Origin of the sequence: Paraburkholderia tagetis (assembly GCF_022213065.1) — a bacterium.
Lineage (GTDB): Bacteria > Pseudomonadota > Gammaproteobacteria > Burkholderiales > Burkholderiaceae > Paraburkholderia > Paraburkholderia tagetis.
This window is the reverse complement of the sequence record NZ_JAKLJA010000003.1, coordinates 1-21,148: the sequence shown is the minus strand read 5'-3', so window position 1 is coordinate 21,148 and position 21,148 is coordinate 1. Positions and strand designations below refer to the sequence as shown.

General features: G+C 63.4%; 18 protein-coding genes, 1 tRNA gene and 2 pseudogenes. 8 read left to right on the top strand and 13 right to left on the bottom strand.

The window, feature by feature from the left end; translation table 11 throughout:
* Positions 1-49: 49 nt before the first annotated feature.
* From L5014_RS05255 to L5014_RS05225, 7 genes are all read right to left on the bottom strand, one after another.
* Positions 50-679, bottom strand: a complete 630-nt coding sequence (locus tag L5014_RS05255) for a histone H1-like DNA-binding protein (protein WP_238462534.1) — start codon at positions 677-679, stop codon at positions 50-52.
* Between the two features lie 28 nt (positions 680-707).
* Complete coding sequence (locus L5014_RS05250) at positions 708-1,034, bottom strand: hypothetical protein (protein WP_238462533.1); 327 nt, start codon at positions 1,032-1,034, stop codon at positions 708-710.
* Positions 1,035-1,127: 93 nt separating this feature from the next.
* Complete coding sequence (locus L5014_RS05245) at positions 1,128-2,366, bottom strand: ribonucleotide-diphosphate reductase subunit beta (RefSeq protein ID WP_238462532.1); 1,239 nt, start codon at positions 2,364-2,366, stop codon at positions 1,128-1,130.
* A 540-nt stretch (positions 2,367-2,906) separates the two neighbouring features.
* Complete coding sequence (locus L5014_RS05240) at positions 2,907-5,900, bottom strand: ribonucleoside-diphosphate reductase subunit alpha (RefSeq protein WP_238462531.1); 2,994 nt, start codon at positions 5,898-5,900, stop codon at positions 2,907-2,909.
* Between the two features lie 534 nt (positions 5,901-6,434).
* On the bottom strand, positions 6,435-7,064 hold the full coding sequence (gene ampD / locus L5014_RS05235; RefSeq protein ID WP_238462530.1) for a 1,6-anhydro-N-acetylmuramyl-L-alanine amidase AmpD: 630 nt from the start codon (positions 7,062-7,064) through the stop codon (positions 6,435-6,437).
* Positions 7,061-7,462 carry a PP0621 family protein gene (locus L5014_RS05230; RefSeq protein WP_238462529.1) on the bottom strand — a complete coding sequence of 134 codons (402 nt, stop codon included), beginning with the start codon at positions 7,460-7,462 and terminating at the stop codon, positions 7,061-7,063. The genes ampD and L5014_RS05230 overlap by 4 nt, the downstream gene beginning before the upstream one ends.
* 50 nt (positions 7,463-7,512) lie before the next feature.
* On the bottom strand, positions 7,513-8,502 hold the full coding sequence (locus tag L5014_RS05225) for a cytochrome C assembly family protein (protein WP_238462528.1): 990 nt from the start codon (positions 8,500-8,502) through the stop codon (positions 7,513-7,515).
* 105 nt (positions 8,503-8,607) lie between these two features.
* On the opposite strand from L5014_RS05225, the gene ffh reads away from it, so the two are divergent.
* Both ffh and L5014_RS05215 read left to right on the top strand, forming a co-directional pair.
* Positions 8,608-9,975: a signal recognition particle protein gene (gene ffh, locus L5014_RS05220; RefSeq protein ID WP_238462527.1), complete on the top strand. Its 1,368-nt coding sequence runs from the start codon at positions 8,608-8,610 to the stop codon at positions 9,973-9,975.
* Positions 9,976-10,010: 35 nt separating this feature from the next.
* Positions 10,011-10,562, top strand: coding sequence for a hypoxanthine-guanine phosphoribosyltransferase (locus tag L5014_RS05215; protein ID WP_238462856.1), 552 nt, complete (start codon positions 10,011-10,013; stop codon positions 10,560-10,562).
* Between the two features lie 154 nt (positions 10,563-10,716).
* Here L5014_RS05215 and L5014_RS05210 read toward each other — a convergent pair whose 3' ends face one another.
* Together L5014_RS05210 and L5014_RS05205 are read right to left on the bottom strand one after the other, a co-directional pair.
* Positions 10,717-11,316, bottom strand: coding sequence for a MarC family protein (locus L5014_RS05210; protein ID WP_238462526.1), 600 nt, complete (start codon positions 11,314-11,316; stop codon positions 10,717-10,719).
* Positions 11,317-11,365: 49 nt separating this feature from the next.
* Entirely contained in the window at positions 11,366-13,102 is a 1,737-nt protein-coding gene (locus tag L5014_RS05205) for a proline--tRNA ligase (protein ID WP_238462525.1), read from the bottom strand.
* Between the two features lie 240 nt (positions 13,103-13,342).
* Here L5014_RS05205 and L5014_RS05200 point away from each other — a divergent pair.
* Both L5014_RS05200 and L5014_RS05195 read left to right on the top strand, forming a co-directional pair.
* A pseudogene (locus tag L5014_RS05200) lies at positions 13,343-13,909 on the top strand (RNA pyrophosphohydrolase); the annotation flags it as partial.
* Between the two features lie 256 nt (positions 13,910-14,165).
* A complete protein-coding gene (locus L5014_RS05195) occupies positions 14,166-14,729 on the top strand; it encodes a CNP1-like family protein (RefSeq protein ID WP_238462524.1) in 564 nt (187 codons plus the stop codon).
* A gap of 146 nt (positions 14,730-14,875) precedes the next feature.
* On the opposite strand, the gene proB is transcribed toward L5014_RS05195, so the two are convergent.
* From proB to rplU, 4 genes are all read right to left on the bottom strand, one after another.
* The gene (gene proB, locus L5014_RS05190; RefSeq protein ID WP_238462523.1) at positions 14,876-15,994 is read right to left on the bottom strand and encodes a glutamate 5-kinase; all 1,119 of its coding nucleotides are present in this window, start codon (positions 15,992-15,994) and stop codon (positions 14,876-14,878) included.
* Positions 15,995-16,079: 85 nt separating this feature from the next.
* Entirely contained in the window at positions 16,080-17,195 is a 1,116-nt protein-coding gene (cgtA, locus tag L5014_RS05185; RefSeq protein ID WP_238462522.1) for an Obg family GTPase CgtA, read from the bottom strand.
* Positions 17,196-17,348: 153 nt separating this feature from the next.
* Positions 17,349-17,612: a 50S ribosomal protein L27 gene (gene rpmA, locus L5014_RS05180; RefSeq protein ID WP_028220126.1), complete on the bottom strand. Its 264-nt coding sequence runs from the start codon at positions 17,610-17,612 to the stop codon at positions 17,349-17,351.
* A gap of 26 nt (positions 17,613-17,638) precedes the next feature.
* On the bottom strand, positions 17,639-17,950 hold the full coding sequence (rplU, locus tag L5014_RS05175; RefSeq protein WP_111484783.1) for a 50S ribosomal protein L21: 312 nt from the start codon (positions 17,948-17,950) through the stop codon (positions 17,639-17,641).
* A 298-nt stretch (positions 17,951-18,248) separates the two neighbouring features.
* On the opposite strand from rplU, the gene L5014_RS05170 reads away from it, so the two are divergent.
* From L5014_RS05170 to L5014_RS05155, 4 genes and pseudogenes are all read left to right on the top strand, one after another.
* Positions 18,249-19,241, top strand: coding sequence for a polyprenyl synthetase family protein (locus L5014_RS05170; protein ID WP_238462521.1), 993 nt, complete (start codon positions 18,249-18,251; stop codon positions 19,239-19,241).
* Positions 19,242-19,278: 37 nt separating this feature from the next.
* Positions 19,279-19,355 (top strand) — tRNA-Pro (locus tag L5014_RS05165).
* Positions 19,356-19,570: 215 nt separating this feature from the next.
* Positions 19,571-20,896, top strand: coding sequence for an HlyC/CorC family transporter (locus tag L5014_RS05160; RefSeq protein WP_238462520.1), 1,326 nt, complete (start codon positions 19,571-19,573; stop codon positions 20,894-20,896).
* Between the two features lie 125 nt (positions 20,897-21,021).
* Positions 21,022-21,148: pseudogene (locus L5014_RS05155) on the top strand (IS110 family transposase); the annotation flags it as partial.

The window sequence follows — 21,148 nt, the reverse complement described above, 5'->3', positions numbered from 1 at the left end:
ACCGAAGCGCGCGTTTGGACTGACTCTCGTGCGCTTCGGCTCGTACTGCTTACGGACGGCTGCCGGTCGGGAACGGCCATGCTGCGGCCGGGTTCAGGGCAGTCTTGACCGTTGCTGCGGGCGCGGCCGGTTGCGCAGCAGCGGCAGCAGGCGCGGCAGCAGCAGCCTTTTTCGCAGGCGCCTTCTTGGCAGCCTTCTTCGCGGCAGCCTTCTTCGCAGGCGCAGCCTTCTTGGCAGCAGCCTTCTTCGCAGGCGCCTTCTTGGCGGCAGCCTTCTTCACCGCGACTTTCTTGGCGGCGACCTTCTTCGCTGCGGCCTTCTTCGCCGGTGCTGCCTTCTTCGCGGCAACCTTCTTCACCGCGACTTTCTTGGCGGCAACCTTCTTCGCTGCGGCCTTCTTCGCCGGTGCTGCCTTCTTCGCGGCAACCTTCTTCACCGCGACTTTCTTGGCGGCGACCTTCTTCGTTGCGACCTTCTTGGCTGCAACCTTCTTCGCAGCGGCCTTCTTCGCCGGTGCTGCCTTCTTCGCAGCAACCTTCTTCACAGCGACTTTCTTCGCTGCAACCTTCTTCACCGCGACCTTCTTCGCAGCGGCCTTCTTGGCCGGCGCGGCCTTCTTCGCTGCAACCTTCTTCACCGCGGCTTTCTTGGCCGCCGGCTTTTTCTTGGCAGTTGCCATTTTTTTCTCCTTCAGGTTCAGATGAGAGTCAGTTCAAACTACACCCTTCGTCAAAACCCGCTTCCCGCGAACGCTTCTCACGGCGCACACTACGAAGCGGGCTATTCATCGGCGTACGCTGATCCCGCGCGCTTACGCTAATGAATGCGGTAAGGCGCGCCGTGCCACGAGGCACCGCGCGCCAGATCGATCCGGCGTCGGATACCGACGCCGGCCAACGTTCGTTGAAAGCGCAGGCCGCGCAACTAGCGAGACCTACGCCCTTTTCCGGGGGGAAGTTTGCCCATCCCACTGAAGGGCTCGCAAAGTGCCTGTCATATCGGTGAGCCGCCAAGGCTCCGGGCACGCTTTGCATCAGGCGTTCCTGCTCCTAATCATCATGCCGGCCGAGGCGCGCGCATGGCGCCTCGCGGCAACCCCAAAAGACTTGGCTCCGGGTGCGCCCGGGTTATTCCCAGGACAGCGCACCGCCCGTCTGATATTCGATCACGCGCGTCTCGAAGAAGTTGCGTTCCTTCTTCAAGTCGATCATCTCGCTCATCCACGGGAACGGGTTCTCTTCGTTCGGAAACAGCGTATCGAGACCGATCTGCTGGCAACGACGGTTGCAGATGAAGCGCAGATAGCTCTTGAACATCGATGCGTTCAGGCCCAGCACGCCGCGCGGCATGGTGTCTTCCGCGTAGCGGTATTCGAGGTCGACCGCATGCTTGAACAGTTCGGTAATCTCCGCGCGGAACGCCGGGGTCCACAGCTGCGGGTTCTCGAGCTTGATCTGGTTGATCAGGTCGATGCCGAAGTTGCAGTGCATCGACTCGTCGCGCAGGATGTACTGGTACTGCTCCGCGGCGCCGGTCATCTTGTTCTGGCGGCCGAGCGCGAGAATCTGCGTGAAGCCCACATAGAAGAACAGGCCTTCCATGATGCAGGCGAACACGATCAGCGACCTGAGCAGTTTCTGGTCCGCTTCGAGCGTGCCGGTCTTGAACGACGGATCAGTCAGCGTCTGGATGAACGGGATCAGGAATTCGTCCTTGTCGCGGATCGACTTGACCTCGTGGTACGCATTGAAGATCTCGCTCTCGTCCAGGCCGAGCGACTCGACGATGTACTGATACGCGTGCGTATGGATCGCCTCTTCGAACGCCTGGCGCAGCAGGAACTGGCGGCATTCGGGCGCCGTGATGTGGCGGTAGGTGCCCAGCACGATGTTGTTGGCGGCGAGGGAGTCGGCGGTGACGAAGAAGCCGAGGTTACGCTTGACGATGCGGCGCTCGTCCTCGGTCAGACCATTCGGGTCCTTCCACAGGGCGATGTCGCGCGACATGTTGATTTCCTGCGGCATCCAGTGGTTCGCGCAGCCGGACAGGTACTTCTCCCAGGCCCACTTGTACTTGAACGGGACCAACTGGTTCACGTCGGTCTGGCCGTTGATGATGCGCTTGTCGGCGACATTCACGCGGGCTTCTGCCGAGACCGGCGCTTGCGGCGGCGGTGCGACTGCGAAGTCGGCGGCGAAGATGTTTTGCGCCGAAGAAGACTGAGGAGCAGCTTGCTGACCGAACTGCGGCAGATTGCGCTGCGTTTGCGGAACAGAGACAGCCACTCCCGCGAGGTTGCGCATTGCGTTTTGCTGCGCACCGCTCGACGGAGTTACGGCCGTGTTCTCGTCATCCCAGTTGAGCATAAATGTCACCATCAATTTAGATCGGTTTGTACCATCTTTTCATGCGCGATAAAAGGGCTCGCACACGAAAAATCCTGTTTTCGATTCGCGTTGCGACCTCGATACAACACTTTGTTATCGCATCGTGTCGTTCGCATCGCGTGAACGGTGCTCGAGCATCGCGTGTTCGTCGCAACGACCGCGCACATGCAAGGCTGATCAAAGGTCTTCGCGACATCATGAGCGCGTGTGAAAGTCGGTTCGCCACGCGCCGTTCGCTCGCGCGCGAAACTCCAGGGATTCCTTCCTGTTGCCCGCTTCGTGCACCGCTCTTGCACATCGCATGCGGCTACTTGCACTTGCGTCTACCTCGCGTGCCGCAACGCGCGTGCCGCGCGCGGCCGGTGGAGTCAGGCGACGCGCGTTGCGCGCGCCGCCCTTGCATCGACTACCTACTGTTTACTACTTACTACTGATGCTGCGGTGCTGCTGTCGGTCCTGCTTCAAGTCCTGCTTCAAGTCCTGCTTCATGCGCGCGACGTTGCATCGCGCGCTGCCGCTTTACTGGCAAGCCTCGCACTCTTCGAAGCCAGCATCGCCCGGACGCATCATGCACACCGGACCTTCTGCTTCGGGCGCCGCTTGCGCTGCCGGCGCTGCCTGCATCACGCTCGAACCCGCGCCGTTTGCACCACCCGCTGCACCGAAGCCTGCGCCACCTGCGCTGCCCGCACCGCCGCCGTTACCACCGTTACCACCCGTCGGCACTGCGTTGAGCGCGCCGTGCGCAACCGTCGACTTCTCGACGTGCGTGGCCGCCATCGTGCGCAGGTAGTACGTGGTCTTCAGACCGCGGATCCAGGCGAGCTTGTAGATCTCGTCGAGCTTCTTGCCCGATGCGCCCGCCATGAAGATGTTCAGCGACTGCGCCTGGTCGATCCACTTCTGGCGACGCGATGCGGCTTCGACGAGCCACGTCGGGTCGACTTCGAACGCCGTCGCGTACACCGCGCGCAGATCGGCCGGCACGCGGTCGATACGCGAGAGCATGCCGTCGAAGTACTTCAGGTCGGCGACCATGACTTCGTCCCACAAGCCGCGCGCCTTCAGGTCGCGCACGAGGTAGTCGTTCACCACCGTGAATTCGCCCGAGAGGTTCGACTTCACGTAGAGGTTCTGGAACGTCGGCTCGATGCAAGGCGAGACGCCGATGATGTTCGAGATGGTCGCGGTCGGCGCGATCGCGATGCAGTTCGAGTTACGCATGCCGTGCGTGGCGATGCGCTCGCGCAGCGAGGTCCAGTCCATCGACTCGCTCGAGTCGACTTCCACATAGCCGCCGCGTTGCTCGGCGAGCAGCTTGAGCGTGTCTTGCGGGAGGATGCCGCGATCCCACAGCGAGCCGCGATAGGTCGAGTAGCGGCCGCGCTCCGCCGCCAGCTCCGTCGACGCCCAGTACGCGTAGTAGCAGACCGCTTCCATCGAGCGGTCGGCGAACTCCACGGCCTCTTGCGAAGCAAACGGCGTGCGCAGCACATGCAGGCAGTCCTGGAAGCCCATGATGCCCATGCCCACCGGGCGGTGCTTCAGGTTCGAGTTGCGCGCCTTCGACACCGCGTAGTAGTTGATGTCGATGACGTTGTCGAGCATGCGCATCGCCACGCTGATGGTGCGCTTGAGCTTCTCGTGGTCGAGCGCGAACGTGCCGTCGGCCTGTTCGACCATGTGCGCGACCAGGTTCACCGAGCCCAGATTACACACGGCGATTTCGCTGTCGCTGGTGTTCAGCGTGATTTCCGTGCACAGGTTCGACGAGTGGACGACGCCCACGTGCTGCTGCGGCGAACGGATGTTGCACGGATCCTTGAACGTGATCCACGGGTGACCCGTTTCGAACAGCATGCCGAGCATCTTGCGCCACATTTGCGCTGCCGGGATCTTCTTGAACAGTTTGATCTCGCCGCGCGCGACCTTCTCTTCGTAAGCCGTGTAAGCCTGCTCGAATTCGGCGCCGAACTTGTCGTGCAGATCCGGGCAGGTCGAGGGCGAGAAGAGCGTCCAGTCGCCGCCTTCCATCACGCGCTTCATGAACAGGTCGGGAATCCAGTTCGCCGTGTTCATGTCGTGGGTGCGTCGACGGTCGTCGCCGGTATTCTTGCGCAGCTCGAGGAACTCTTCGATGTCGAGGTGCCACGACTCCAGGTACGCGCACACCGCGCCCTTGCGCTTGCCGCCCTGGTTCACGGCGACTGCCGTGTCGTTGACCACCTTCAGGAACGGCACGACGCCTTGCGACTTGCCGTTGGTGCCCTTGATATGCGAGCCGAGCGCGCGCACGCGCGTCCAGTCGTTGCCGAGGCCGCCGGCAAACTTCGAGAGCAGCGCGTTGTCCTTGAGCGCTTCGTAGATACCATCGAGGTCGTCGGCAACCGTCGTGAGGTAGCACGACGAGAGCTGCGAGCGGTGCGTGCCCGAGTTGAACAGCGTGGGCGTCGACGACATGAAGTCGAACGACGAGAGCACGTTGTAGAACTCGATTGCGCGCGCTTCGCGGTCGATCTCGTTGAGCGAGAGGCCCATCGCGACACGCATGAAGAATGCCTGCGGCATCTCGATGCGCGTGCCGTGCACGTGCAGGAAGTAGCGGTCGTAGAGCGTTTGCAGGCCGAGGTAGCCGAACTGCAGATCGCGGCTCGCGTCGAGCGCGTTACCGAGACGCTTCAGGTCGAACTGCTGGAGCTTGTCGTCGAGCAGGCCCGCTTCCACGCCGCGCTTGATGAACTGCGGGAAGTACTCGGCGTAGCGCCAGCTCATGTCGGCTTGCGTCACTTCCTCTTCGAGAATTTCGCGACGGATCGTGTGCAGCAGAATGCGCGAGGTGGCCTGGCTGTACGCCGGATCCTTTTCGATCATCGTGCGCGCTGCGAGGATGGCCGAGTCGTAAACCTGCGACATCGGCACGCCGTCGTAGAGGTTCTTCACCGTTTCCGCGACGATCGGGTCTGCGATCACGGCATCGCCAAGACCCTCGCAGGCCGAGACGATCAGCGCGCGCAGTGCGTGCATGTCGAGCGGACGCGTCACGCCGTTGTCGGTGACGTTGATGCCAGGCGCTGCCGACGCTGCCGCTTCCGGTGCGTGCGCGCGCTCCTGGTTGCGCTTCTCGCGATACAGCACGTAGGCGCGCGCGACATTGTGCTCGCCGCCGCGCATGAGCGCGAGCTCGACCTGATCCTGGATGTCTTCGATGTGGAACGTGCCGCCGTTCGGGCGGCTGCGCACGAGTGCGCGCACGACGTTCTGCGTGAGCTGCTCGACGAGTTCGCGAACGCGCGCCGACGCCGCACCCTGCCCGCCATTGACGGCCAGGAATGCCTTGGTCATCGCGAGGGCGATCTTCGACGGCTCGAAGCCCACGACGCTGCCATTACGGCGAATCACCTTGTGGTCGGCGAACTGCGTCGCGCCGGCCTGGCCGTCCTGCGGCTGGCCACCCAGCGTGCGCGCGGCAGGCGCGCCTTCGTACTGGGTCGAGACGTTATCGGTCGTTTGCATGTGCAAAGCTCCTGGTCCTGGAAATGTGCGAAGGGATTTCGCGAATTAAAACGGGCGCCGCGCCCCCGTGTGCGCGAACGATTGGGCGGAGAAGAAAAGCCAGCCTGGCGAGGCTGCCGGATGCGGCAAGGCAGATGAATCACGGAATGCTTTGGTCTTCATCGTGGATGCCGCGATCATTGGCTGTACCTTTTTTCTCGATTGCAGCCGGTAGGCCGGTTTCCCGGCTAGCCGCACTGCACAAGTTTTTCTATGCCGCTAATGCGCGCGGCGCCATGCTCGCCAGAGCGGGGCGCCGCAGAACAACACAACATATGGTGTAAAGCCGTGCTTCGGGTACGAAGTATAGTGGAAGTTGCCGGACGGTCAACGGCTAAATTTCGTGGCCAAAGTATTGACAAGCGAGGCTGCGGCGCGAAGCCCAGACGGCGCGGGCATTCGCGCGAAACGTCGATTTGCTTGCGTCAGAAAGTCCATGCGCAACGCTACGGTTCGCGCGCGGCCAGGAGGCTTGTTTAGTTGCGCTTCGAGGCGTCACGACGACGTTGACGATGCATCGCGGACGTGAAGATAGGGAAAGAACGCGTCGCCGAGTTGTGTCTCACGCTGCAAGCGAGCCCAGTCGAAATGCGGGCCCGGATCGGTCTTGCGGCCAGGCGCGATATCCGAATGCCCCGCGAGCGCGTCGATCGGATAGTGCGCCGCCAGCGCCTTCACGAGCGGCACGAGAGTCGCATATTGCGCGGGTTCGAACGCGCGCGTGTCGCTGCCCTCGAGCTCGATGCCGATCGAGAAGTCATTGCAGCGCTCGCGCCCGAAGAAGCTCGACAGGCCCGCGTGCCACGCACGCTCGGCGCACGAGACGAACTGCTCGAGCTTGCCGTCGCGATGGATCACGAAGTGCGCGGAGACACGCACGCCGCGCAGATGCGCATCGAAGTACGGATGCGCATCGCAGTCGAGGCGATTGAGGAACAGGTCGGCGATCTCGGGGCCGCCGAAGGTGTCGGGCGGCAGGCTGATGTTGTGCACGACGATCAGCGTGGGAATCGCACCCGCAGGACGCGCCTCGAAATTGGGCGTTGGCAGGCGAAGCGCACCAGCGACCCAGCCCTGCGCATCGACTTCGAACGCGGTCGACCCGGACGACGGGGCCGCACTCATCGCGCGGGACGATCCTGGCCGGTCCTGTGCGCGTCGTATGCGCGCGCGTGCTCGGCGCAGCAGAAGGTTTGTGTGCCCACGCTCACCGACTCGCTGCGCGGCGCGTGAACCCCGCACTCGACGCAGCGGACCATCGGCTCGGGCAACGCGCCGCTTCTGCCCGCATTGCCGGTCGCGTTGCCGGCCGAATTCCCAGCCGAATTGCCAGCCGCGCGACCGCCCGAAGTGTCTGCGCCATTCGTACCGAAAGGACCGCCGGCCCCGCTGCCCGTGCGCCACGCGCCTGCGCCGCCCTGCTTCGGATCGGCGCCGGGACGCGAATGCTGCGAGCTGCGCAGCGACTTGAAGAACCACTGTCCGACGACGAACAGCAGGATCAGGAGAAGAATCTGTCTCATGGAATCAGCGTATGAATCTGTACGCCACTGGCGAGGCAACGTGCCTCGCGTCAGACGATGGGGCGGTGCAACAGCACCTCGAACACGAAGCGGCTGCCCACATAGGCGAGCAGGAGCGCGACGAACGACGCGATCACCCAGCGCAGCGCTGCGCGGCCGCGCCAGCCGGAAATCTTGCGCGCGGTGAGCAGCGAGCCGAACATCAGCCACGAGAGAATCGCGAACACGGTCTTGTGATCGAGAGCGAGCGGGCGGTCAATCAATTGCTCGCTGAACACGATGCCCGAGATCAGGGTGGCCGTGAGCAGCACAAAGCCCGCGCCGATCAGACGGAACAGCAGCTTCTCCATCGTGAGCAGCGGCGGCAGCGTCTCGATCCAGTTCGAGAGCCAACCGCCTCCGCGATGACCGCCCGAATTACCGCCACGATTGCCGCGATCGCCACCGTTGCGCTGGACACCGGCGCCCTTGAGCGCATGCAGACGACGCTCGACCGCGAGCATCAGCACGGCGTGCAGCGCGGCGATCGCGAACAGCCCGTAAGCGACATTGGCGATGACGAAATGCAGCTTGAACATGGGCGCGGCCGCGTACGGCAGCACGCGCACACCGCCGAACACGAGCGGCAGGATCGACGCCACCGCGGCCAGCGGCAACAGCAGCAAACGCAGCCCGTCGAGCGCGAAGAAAAAGCTCTCGATCCAGTAGATCACCGCGCCGAGCCAGAACATGGCCGACAACGCAAACGCGAAGCCGAACACCATCTCGTGGGCGGGGAAGATCGTCATGTGCAGCAGCAGGCCATGCGCCGCGAGCGCGACGAACAGCAGCGCGCGAGAAAGCAGGCCGAAACCGCGCGCACGCGGCGCGCCATCGTGCGAGCCACCGGAAACACCCGGCGCACCCACGGCAACCGTCACCGGAACTGGCGGCATGCTGCCGAAAAGCGGCGCGCCGCTCGCGCGACGCAATGCCCGCCAGTCGGCGGCACACAAACCGCCGTACAGGAGCACGGTGAGGGCATACAGTACAATATCCATGTTCGAAGTTTACTATAGGCCCCCGCTCCGCGACGGATCGCGGCGAATCGCCCTCGATTCCCCCTTCCGCGCGCGTGCACCGGGCCGCACTGCTCACCGCTCCCCATGCTCGACAATCTCACTCAACGGATGGCGCGCGTCGTCAAGACGCTGCGCGGCGAGGCCCGGCTGACCGAGGCCAACACGCAGGAAATGCTGCGCGAAGTGCGCCTCGCACTGCTGGAAGCGGACGTGGCGCTGCCCGTCGTGCGCGAATTCATCGCCAAGGTAAAGGAAAAGGCGCTCGGCGAAGAAGTGATCGGCAGCCTCTCGCCCGGCCAGGCACTGGTTGGCGTGGTGCAGCGCGAGCTGACCGCCGTGATCGGCGGCGACTACGAAGGCAAGGCCGCCGAACTCGATCTCGCCGTCACGCCGCCCGCGGTCATCCTGATGGCGGGCCTGCAAGGCGCCGGTAAAACCACCACGGTCGGCAAGCTCGCCAAGCTCCTGCGCGAGAAGTACAAGAAGAAGGTCCTCACCGTTTCCTGCGACGTCTACCGCCCTGCCGCTATCGCGCAGTTGAAGACGGTAACGGAACAGGTCGGCGCCGACTTCTTCCCCTCGCTGCCCGATCAAAAGCCCGTCGACATCGCCGCCGCGGCCGTGGACTGGGCCAAGCGCCACTACCACGACGTGCTGCTCGTCGACACGGCCGGCCGCCTCGGTATCGACGAGGCGATGATGAACGAGATCACCGCGCTGCACGCGTCGCTCAAGCCCGCGGAAACGCTCTTCGTCGTGGACGCCATGCTCGGCCAGGACGCGGTCAACACCGCCAAGGCGTTCAACGACGCCCTGCCGCTCACCGGCGTCGTGCTCACCAAGCTCGACGGCGACTCGCGCGGCGGCGCGGCGCTTTCCGTGCGCCACATCACGGGCAAGCCGATCAAGTTCGTCGGCGTCGCGGAAAAGCTCGACGGCCTCGAAGTGTTCTATCCGGAGCGCATGGCGAACCGGATCCTCGGCATGGGCGACATTCTCGCGCTCGTCGAGGAAGCGCAGCGCGGCGTGGACGTGCAGGCCGCGCAGAAGCTCGCCGACAAGGTCAAGAAAGGCGGCGACTTCGACCTCAACGACTTCCGCGCGCAGCTCTCGCAAATGAAGAACATGGGTGGCCTGTCGTCGCTCATGGACAAGCTGCCCGCGCAGTTCCAGCAGGCCGCCTCGGGCGCCGACATGGGCCAGGCCGAAAAGCAGTTGCGCCGCATGGAAGGCATCATCAACTCGATGACGCCCACCGAGCGCGCCAAGCCGGATCTCATCAAGGCCACGCGCAAGCGCCGCATTGCGGCGGGTGCGGGCGTGCAGGTTCAGGAAGTGAACCGCATGCTCAATCAGTACGACCAGATGCGCACCATGATGAAGAAGCTCAAGGGCGGCAATCTGCAGAAGATGATGCGCGGCATGAAGGGCATGATGCCCGGCATGCGTTGATGGAAAATAGCTACAGTTACCGCTACACCACAGTCATGAATCGCGAAGAAGCCCTTCACATTTTCCGCCACTCCGAAGAAATCGTTTCGAAGGGCGAGGTCAATGCGTCGATCGGCCGAATGGCCGAAGCCATCCGCGCCGAGGTCAGCGAGGACTTTCCGCTCGTGCTGTCGGTGATGGGCGGAGCCGCCGTGTTCACCGGCATGCTGTTGCCGCACCTCGACTTCCCGCTCGAATTCGACTACATCCACCTCACGCGCTATCGCAACGCCATCAAGGGCAGCGCGGAAATGCAGTGGCGCGTGGCGCCGCGCGAGTCGGTGAAGGACCGTGTCGTCCTCGTGCTCGACGACATCCTCGACGAAGGCGAGACCATGGCCGCGATCCGCGACCGCATCATGGACATGGGCGCGAAGCGTTTCCTCTCGGCCGTGCTGTGCGAGAAGATCCTCACGAAAGCCAAACCGCTGCATCCCGACTACTGCGGCTTTTCGGTGCCGGACCGCTACGTATTCGGCTGCGGCATGGATGCGAAGGGCTACTGGCGCAATCTGCCGACCATCCGGGCGCTGACCGAAGGCGCTTGATGCCCACCCCTGATGCACCTGATGCGGCAACGGCTTCTCACAGCCTTTCGTGCCGGCACCATGAAAAAAGCAGCCCGCGGGCTGCTTTTTTTGTGCCTCCGAATCAGCAATAACCGCAGGCAATGACCTCAGGCGATAGCGTCAGTCAACAGCGTCAGAGATGACGCACGAACGCACTGACGCCCGCGAGGATCATCTCCACCGAGATCGCCACGAGCACGAGGCCCATCAACCGCTCGAAAGCCGTCACCACGCGCTCGCCGAGCCATTGCTGGATGCGCTCCGCGAGCACCAGCACGATCGCGCAGATCGCCATCGTCACGACTAGCGCGCCGATCCACTCGAACAGCTTGCCAGGCGCCTGCGAGGTGAGCAGCATGACCGTTGCGAGCGCCGAAGGCCCTGCGAGTGCGGGGATCGCGAGCGGCACGATGAGCGGCTCGCTGGTCTTGTCGCCGCCGCCGAACGGACCGCCCGGATGCGGAAAGATCATGCGCAGCGCGATCAGGAACAGCACGATGCCGCCGCCGATGCGCAGCGACGTGTCCGTGAGTCCCATCATCCTCAGGAAGGCGTTGCCGGCCACCATGAAGATAAGCAGGATCACGAACGCGATCGCCACTTCGCGCAGGATCACGATCGCCCGGCGCTCCCGCGCCACGTGATGCAGGCACCCGATGAAAAGCGGGATGTTGCCGAGCGGATCGGTAATGAGCAGCAGAAGAACGGTCGCTGACAGAAAGCTGTATTCCACGCTTGTTCGACGCTCGCGGCGCTCCTTTAGCTCAATCTGGCCATCGACCTCAGATCGCGAGCGCGGCCTGGATCTTCTGCGCCACGGACTGCGCGGCCTCTTCGGCCGGCAGCAGCGTCGCCTCGGCGTCGCGGCGGCCCTGGTACTCGATCTTGCCTTCCTTCAAGCCGCGCTCGCCGATCACGAGACGATGCGGCACGCCGATCAGCTCCCAGTCGGCGAACATCACGCCCGGACGCTCGCCGCGGTCGTCGAGGATCACGTCCACGCCGGCCTTCAGCAGCTCGTCGTAGACGCGCTCGGCGTGCTCGCGCACGAGTTCGCTGCGGTCCATGCCCATCGGGCACACGACGACCTGGAACGGCGCAATCGATTCCGGCCAGATGATGCCCTTCTCGTCGAAGTTCTGCTCGATCGCCGCGCCCAGGATACGCGTGATGCCGATGCCGTAGCAGCCCATCTGCATCGGCGCGGGCTTGCCGTTCTCGGCGAGGAAGGTCGAGCCCATTGCCTCGGAGTACTTGGTGCCGAGCTGGAACACGTGGCCCACTTCGATGCCGCGGCAGATGTCGAGCACGCCCTTGCCGTCCGGCGAGGGATCGCCCTTCTTCACGTTGCGGATGTCGGCGACGACCGGCTCCGGCAGGTCGCGGCCCCAGTTCACGCCCGTGGTGTGGAAGTCCACTTCGTTCGAGCCCACCACGAAGTCGCTCATGTTCGCGACCGTACGGTCGGCGATTACCTTCACGGGCTTCTTCGTGTTCAGCGGCCCGAGGTAGCCCGGCGGCGTGCCGAACCACTCGACGATCTCGGCTTCGGTCGCGAAGCGAAAGCCCGCGAGGCCTTCGATCTTGCTCGCCTTGATCTCGTTCAGGTCGTGGTCGCCGCGCAGCATCAGCATCCAGATCGTCGGCTCGGCGCCCTCGTTTTCCGTCGCGAGCACGATGGACTTGATCGTGCTCTGGAGCTCGAGACCGAGCAGGTCGGCCACCGCCTCGCACTTGGCCGCGCCAGGCGTGGACGTTTTCGTGAGCGCCTGTTTGGGCGCAGCACGCTCCGCGATGAGCGGCAGCGCTTCGGCCGCTTCAACGTTGGCCGCGAATTCCGAGGTCGGGCAGTAAGCGATGTCGTCTTCGCCGGTTTCCGCGATCACGTGGAACTCGTGCGAGCCGCTGCCGCCGATCGAGCCGTTGTCAGCCGCGACCGCGCGAAAATGCAGGCCCAGGCGCGTGAAAATGCGCACGTACGCGTCGTACATCTTCTGATACGAGAGCTTCAGGCCTTCGACGTCCTTATCGAACGAATACGAGTCCTTCATGATGAACTCGCGGCCGCGCATCACGCCGAAACGGGGACGGATTTCATCGCGAAACTTCGTCTGGACCTGGTAGAAGTTCACCGGCATCTGACGGTAGCTCTTGATCTGGTTGCGCGCGATGTCGGTGACGACCTCCTCGTGCGTCGGCCCCATCACGAAATCGCTCTGCTTGCGGTCCTTGAAGCGCAGCAGTTCCGGCCCGTATTGTTCCCAGCGACCCGATTCCTGCCAGAGCTCGGCCGGCTGCACGGCCGGCATGAGCAGCTCGATCGCGCCGGCGCGGTTCATTTCCTCGCGCACGATCTGCTCGACCTTGCGGATCGAGCGCAGGCCGACCGGCAGATAGTTGTAAATGCCGCCTGCAACACGGCGGATCATGCCCGCGCGGACCATCAACTTGTGGCTGACGATTTCGGCGTCAGCCGGCGCTTCCTTCAGGGTGCCGATAAAGAAACGGGAGGCTTTCATTCAGAGTTTTCCAAAGGCGGCGGCCCGACGATAGGCCGCCCGAAAGAGTCCAACGGTGGAGTTCACAGACCCGACATTATGACAACGCCCCGTGCGCCGCGCGAATGACACCGGACGGCCTTGCAGCCAACGCAATTTGCGCACGTTCGGCAAATCGGTCCAATGTTCCGGCGCTCGGGTGCGGAAGGGCCGTTATCTGTTTATAATCAAAGCAATTTTAAAGGATTCGAAGGTGGTTGTATGCTGGATCGTGAGGGGTTTCGCCCGAACGTCGGCATCATCCTCTTGAACGCGCGAAACGAGGTGTTTTGGGGCAAACGGGTTCGCGAACATTCCTGGCAGTTTCCGCAAGGGGGCATCAAATATGGTGAGACCCCCATGCAGGCAATGTATCGGGAGTTGCACGAAGAAACCGGTCTGCATCCGGAGCACGTCAAGATCGTCGGTCGCACGCGCGACTGGTTGCGTTATGAGGTGCCGGACAAGTTCATCAAGCGCGAAGTGCGCGGCCATTATCGCGGACAGAAACAGATCTGGTTTCTGCTGCGCATGGTCGGGCGCGACTGCGATATCTGCCTGCGGGCGACGGAGCATCCCGAGTTCGATGCGTGGCGCTGGAACGAATACTGGGTGCCGCTCGAAGCGGTCATCGAGTTCAAGCGCGATGTCTATCAGCTTGCGCTGACCGAGCTTTCGCGCTTCCTGCGGCGCCCGGCCATGCCGCGCACCGCGCGTACTGTCGTGCACGGCCATGAGGTGCGCTACCCGCGCATCGTCACGTCGGCACACGCCGAGGCGGTGCAAGTGCAGTTCGAGCCATCGCTTGCCGATGCCGCCAGCGACACAGCGCTGGAAAGCGATTGCGGCGCGGCGGAGAGTATGATCGAGCCTGCGCCGGGCGAGCAAGGGTAGCGCAAGCAAGGCTCGCGACGTCGCACTGAACGCCCCGAACCGGCAACGCCGGCGCCGTGCATATCGATGCGCGGCGTCGCGTGCTGCGGTTCGCATCCGCGGCGCCGCGCATTCCCGCGCGCGAGCGCCTGTGCATCGAAGGAATATCAATTTGAAACGATTGGCTCTTGCCGCGGTGTGCGCCGCGGCCGCAAGTAGCGTCCTGCTGGCCGGTTGCGGCGGTTCTGCCCCCACCAACAAGGACGACAGCGCTTTCGTCTACCTGCTCGATCGCAAAGGCAGCTGGCAGGAAAACAAGCTCGAAGGACTGCCGGCGCTGCCGCAGGCCAATACGCAGCTACTCGGCTTCGATGTCTCGAACAATACGCCGCTCAAGTTCTCAGTCGATCCGGCGTCGCTCAGCGTGGGCACCGACGGCGTCGTGCGCTACACCATCGTCATCACAAGCCCGACCGGCGCGCGCAACATCAACTACGAAGGGATCCGCTGCGACACCTACGAGTGGCGCCTGTATGCGAGCCTGAACGCCGAACACGACGGCTGGGACCAGACCGTGGCGAACGACTGGTCGCGCATCGAGAACGGCACGCTCAATGCCTACCACTCGACGCTTTATCAGGACTACTTCTGCGCGAACAAGATGCCGATCGCGAAGGCGTCGGCGATCGTCGAGAACATTCGCTACGGGCGCACGCAGTCGACGCTCGTGCGCTGACAATAAGCACGCGCTTGCACAGCCACGCGCCCCGTGCGGGTCCCGCGCGAATCCAGAGTTGCCAGAAAAAAGCCGCAGCGGTCGATGACCGCTGCGGCTTTTTGTCATCTCCAGTCCGCCCCGGCCATGCACCAGAGCGAGTGCGCTCAGATCAGCACGAGATTGTCGCGATGAATGAGCTCGGGCTCGAGCATGTAGCCGAGAATGCTCTCGATCTCGCCACTCGGACGCCGCTGGATGAGCTTCGTTTCGGCGCTGCTGTAGTTGGTGAGGCCGCGTGCGACTTCGCGGCCCTCGCCGTTCAGGCACGCGATGACTTCGCCGCGCGCGAAGGCGCCCTGCACGCCGACCACGCCGATGGGCAAGAGGCTCTTGCCATCCGCCTTGAGCTTTTGCACCGCGCCGTCGTCGATCACGACGTGACCGCGCACCTGCAGGTGATCGGCCATCCATTGCTTGCGCGCGGCCATGCGCGCGGTGCGTGCGATGAGCTGCGTGCCGATGGCCTCGCCCGTGGCAAGCCGCACCAGCACATCAGGCTCGCGCCCGCTTGCAATCACGGTGTTCGCGCCGCTATGCGCCGCGCGCTTGGCCGCGAGAATCTTCGTGAGCATGCCGCCGCGACCGATGCTCGAGCCCGCGCCGCCAGCCATCGCCTCGAGCTCCGGCTTGCCCGCGTCGGCTTCCTGCACGAGCGTGGCGGACGGATCCTTGCGCGGGTCGGCGGTATAGAGACCGGTCTGGTCGGTGAGAATGACGAGCGCGTCGCCTTCGATCAGGTTCGCCACCAGCGCGCCGAGCGTGTCGTTGTCGCCGAACTTGATTTCGTCGGTGACCACGGTGTCGTTCTCGTTGATGATCGGCACCACGCCGAGGCGCAGCAGTGTGAGCAGCGTGGAACGCGCGTTCAGGTAGCGTTCGCGGTCCGCGAGGTCGGCATGCGTGAGCAGAATCTGCGCGGTGCGAATGTCATGTTCGGCAAAGCGGCTCTCGTAGACTTGTGCGAGCCCCATCTGGCCGACCGCGGCGGCGGCCTGCAGCTCGTCGATTTCGCGCGGGCGCTTCGTCCAGCCCAGGCGCTGCATGCCTTCGGCGATCGCGCCCGAACTCACGAGCACGACCTCCTTGCCTTGAGCGCGCAGTGCCGCGATCTGCGCGGCCCAGCGGCCGATGGCCGCGTGATCGAGCCCACGACCATCGTTCGTGACGAGGCTCGAACCGACTTTCACTACCAGACGCCGGGAATCGGCGATGACGGAACGCATGCTGCGCTGTCTCCCCAAATGACTAATGACGCGTGAAGCTTCCTTGGCGCTGCCGGCGCGCTCCGCGCACCGGCGCGTACAGCGTTTATTCCGGCGATTGCGCGGCGTCCTGATCACCCTGGCCTTGGCCACCCTCGCGAAAGCGCACGTCGGAGGCGAGATCTTCGGCCTCGGTAGCGCGGCGCGCGTCCGAATGCTCGGCGACGTAGTCGTACACCGCGTAGCAAAGATTCTCACAACCCTGACCGGTGAGCGCTGAAATCTCGAAAACGGGGCCGTCCCATTCGAAGCGCTTCACGAAGTCGGCGATACGCGCCGCGCGCTCCTCCTCGGGCACCATGTCGAGCTTGTTCAGCACGAGCCAGCGCGGCTTTTCATAGAGCGTCTCGTCATACTTGCGCAGTTCCTCGACGATCGCCTTCGCTTCTGCGACCGGATCGATGCTTTCGTCGAACGGTGCGAGATCGACCAGATGCAGCAGCAGGTTGGTGCGCTGCAGATGGCGCAAGAACTGATGGCCGAGGCCCGCGCCTTCGGCGGCGCCTTCGATCAGGCCCGGAATGTCGGCGATCACGAAGCTCTTGCTCGGACCCACGCGCACCACGCCCAGGTTCGGAGCGAGCGTGGTGAACGGGTAATCGGCGATCTTCGGCTTGGCGTTGGACACCGAGGAAATGAACGTGGACTTGCCCGCATTCGGCATGCCGAGCAAGCCGACGTCGGCCAGCACCTTCAGCTCGAGCTTGAGCATGCGGCGCTCGCCGGGCTTGCCATCGGTCTTCTGGCGCGGCGCGCGGTTGGTGGACGACTTGAAATGCAGGTTGCCGAGGCCGCCCGCACCACCCTTCGCGACGATCACGCGCTGATCGTGCTCGGTCAAGTCGGCGATCAGCTCGCCCGTGTCGAGGTCCGAGATTGCCGTGCCCACCGGCATGCGCAGCGTGACGTCGTCGCCACCCTTGCCATAACAGTCCGAACCGCGGCCGTTTTCGCCGTTGCGCGCGAGGTGCTTCTTCGTATAGCGATAGTCGATCAGCGTATTAATGTTGCGGTCGGCGATGGCGTAGACGCTGCCGCCTCGCCCGCCATCACCACCGTCCGGCCCGCCGAACGGGACGAACTTCTCGCGCCGCATCGACGCGCTGCCATCGCCCCCATCGCCGGCGATGACTTCGATCTTCGCTTCGTCAATGAACTTCATGAGTTACTCCGTCCCGTGAATATCGGTATTTTGCCCGCAGCGGCCTCACCGGCCAACCTGGCCGAACGGCCAGCCCGCCGAGGCAAGCGCATAAACAAAAAGCCCCGCAAACTTCGCGGGGCCTTCCTTGCGTCGATTGCGAGCGGCTAGTACTTAGGCCGCTGCCGGGACGACGTTGACCGTGTGCTTGTTCGCTGCGCCCTTGGTCGTGAACGAGACGTGGCCGTCGACCAGCGCGAAGAGCGTGTGGTCCTTGCCGATGCCGACGTTCAGGCCCGGGTGCATGCGCGTGCCGCGCTGGCGAACGATGATGCCGCCGGCGAGGATTGCCTGGCCGCCGAACACCTTAACGCCAAGTCGTTTCGACTCGGAATCGCGGCCGTTCCGTGACGACCCGCCTGCCTTTTTGTGTGCCATGTGTTTGCTCCTTTACCTTCGTGCGCTTACGCGTTGATCGCGTCGATGCGCAGTTCGGTGTAGTTCTGGCGGTGGCCAGCGTGCTTCTGGTAGTGCTTACGGCGACGCATCTTGAAGATGGTCACTTTGGCGTGACGACCGTGCGACACAACGGTGGCCTTGACGGAAGCCCCACTGACCAGCGGCGTACCGAACTTAATCGATTCGCCTTCGCCCACTGCGAGAACCTGGTCGAGCGTGATTTCTGCGTCAATGTCAGCCGGTATCTGTTCTACTTTAAGTTTTTCGCCAACGGCAACCTTGTACTGCTTGCCGCCGGTTTTTATGACCGCGTACATTGAGAACCTCACTCTTTCAATAATTCGGGACGCACTGCGCGCCCAGAAACCCTCGATTATACATAGAGTTAGCTGCACGGTCAAAAGGTATTGACAACAGCGTCCCAACGGCCGCGCCTTCTTCGGGCCGGCCCGACGCAAAGTCCACCTGGCGGGGCGCGGACACACGTCTGACCGTGCTGCGCGGCCTGCGCCGAATAGAGGAAAGCGCCGAGGAAACCTCGGCCAAACGACAGGGCAGCGTCCGGCGCACCGTCGATTCGCCTTATAATCCGCGGCACTACCTATATTTGCCATCATGTCGTCCACCGCCACCCATTCCCCCAGCGCAGCCACCCTGCTCGCGCCCATCGCCAGCGACATGGAGCAGGTCAACCGTGTCATCCGGCAGAGTCTGGCGTCCGAGGTGATGCTGATCAACCAGATCTCCGAGTACATCATTGGCGCGGGTGGCAAGCGGCTGCGCCCGGCCCTGCTGCTACTCGTGGCCGGCGCGCTAGGCGACCGCAGTACGCATCGCCATGTGCTCGCGGCCGTCGTCGAGTTCATCCATACGGCCACGCTGCTGCACGACGATGTCGTCGACGAATCCGACCTGCGGCGCGGCCGCCAGACGGCCAATGCCCTCTTCGGCAACGCCGCGAGCGTGCTGGTGGGCGACTACCTGTACTCGCGCTCGTTCGAGATGATGGTGGGCGTGGGCAAGATGCGCGTGATGGAGATCCTCTCGGCGGCCACGACGATCATCTCCGAAGGCGAGGTGCTCCAGCTCCTGAACATGCACGACGCCGACGTCGACACCGGCCGCTACATGCAGGTGATCCGCTACAAGACGGCCAAGCTCTTCGAGGCGGCGGCGCAGCTGGGCGCGGTGCTTTCGGGGGCGGATGCGCGCACGGAAGAAGCGGCGGCGGAATATGGCCGACGCATCGGCACCGCATTCCAGATCATGGACGACTGGCTCGATTACACCGGCACGCCGGAGTCGATGGGCAAGAATGCCGGCGACGATCTGCGCGAAGGCAAGCCCACGTTGCCGCTCATCTGGCTGATCGAGCACGGCACGGCTGCTGAAGCGGCCCTCGCACGCGAAGCGATCGAGCAAGGCGGCACGACGCGCTTCGACGAAATCTTTGCAGCCATCACGCGCTCGGGCGCGCTCGACCATACGCTGCAATGCGCGAAGGCCGAGGCCCAGGCAGCCGCCGCAGCAATTTCGTCATTTCCCTCTTCCATTTATAAAGAGAGCCTGCTAGAATTATGTTCTTACTCGACGACGCGCCAGTCTTGAACAAGGCGAAGCGGGTTTAAGAGTCCAGCAGTAAATTCGGGGTGTAGCTTAGCCTGGTAGAGCGCTACGTTCGGGACGTAGAGGCCGGAGGTTCGAATCCTCTCACCCCGACCAGAATTTCGGAAAAGCCGCGCATTGATTGCGCGGCTTTTTTTCGTCCGCATTCTCCGTTCGCTGCTCGAAAACCGGTCGGCGCTTGCGCGAAAGCCGGTCGCCCAAGACCCGCCGCGCGGCCTTATCCATACGGCCAGCGTCCATGCCAGATGCGCCGGTGCCGCAGCACCCCTCTGTTATAGTTTCCTCATCCGCTCCCCTCTCTTTCTCGACGCGTGGACCACATTCCCTTATGGGCGCAGATTTGCGCCGTCTTCGTCCTGCTCATCTGCTCCAGTTTCTTCTCTATCTCCGAAACGGCGATGATGGCGCTCAACCGCCATCGGCTGAAATATCTCGCGAACCATGGCTCGCTCGGCGCGAAGACCACCCAGAAGCTGCTCGCGCGCACCGACCTGTTGCTCTCTGTCATCCTGATCGGCAATAACCTCTTCAACACTATCATCCCGGTCCTGACCACCTCGATCGCGCTGCATACGTTCGGCCACGACAACCTGGTGCTCTCGATTGCGACCGGTATCGTCGCGTTTCTCATCATCGTATTCGCGGAAATCACGCCGAAAATCGTCGGCGCCACCTTCCCCGAGAAGATCGCACTGCCGGCCAGCCTTCTGATCGCGCCGCTCATGCGCGTGACCAAGCCGCTCATCTGGTTCGTGAACATGTTCGCGAACGGTATCCTGCGCGTGCTGCACATCAACACGAGCAAGGCCCATGAGCATCGGCTCTCGACCGAGGAGTTGCGCACTATCGTTCTGGAGTCGGGCAGCTTCATGCCCACGAAGCACCGCAGCATCCTGCTAAACCTGTTCGATCTCGAAAACATCACCGTCGATGACGTGATGATTCCGCGCCGGCGCATCGAGGCGCTCGACTATGACGCGCCGCTCGAAGACATCCTGCATCAGCTCGAGACCTGCTATCACAACAAGCTCGTCGTCTATCAGGGCGACATCGACCGCGTGCTCGGCGTGCTGCATGTCCGCAAGACGCTGGCCGCGCTGCACAACCAGGACTTCGAGCGCGAGACGCTGCGCGAACTGCTCGCCGATCCGTATTTCGTCCCCACCGGCACGCCCGTCTTCCAGCAACTTCAGTATTTCCAGGAAAGCCGTCATCGCATCGCACTCGTCGTGAACGAGTACGGCGAGATGGAAGGGCTCGTCACGCCCGAAGACATCATCGAAGAACTGATTGGCGAATTCACGACCACCATGCCGCGCAGCGGCACCGGGCGGGGCGGCTGGAACGATCAGGGCGAGCTGATCGTGGCGGGCAGCATGCCCTTGCGCGAGCTCAATCGCTGGCTGCATATCACGCTGCCGACAGACGGTCCGAAAACACTCAACGGCCTCATCCTGGAAGTGCTCGAAGAGATTCCCGAAGGCGATGTGTGCGTGCAGATCGGCGACGTGAAGCTCGAGGTACTGCGCAGCGACGATCAGGCTGTGCGCACGGTCAAGCTCTTCAAACCGGGCACGAAGCCGAATAAGAGCACGGGTGCGCTGAAAAAAGCGAAGAAGCTGCTGCCGGGGCGCTAGACACTATGACTCCCGTGAGGCAAAGGCTGGCCTGCCGTGAGGGATCAGACGCGGGTTAGCATTGCTGCCAGAGCCGCACGGTGCGGACAGGGCCGCACCCGGCGATTTCCGGCACGGAGGCCAGCATGGCACACGATAGCACTACGCTGTACGTCGGTCTCGATGTACACAAGGAATCGATCACGGTCGCGTATGCGCGCGGTTCGGGTGAAGTCGAGCTGCTGGGCAAGGCTGGCACGACGCAGGCGGATG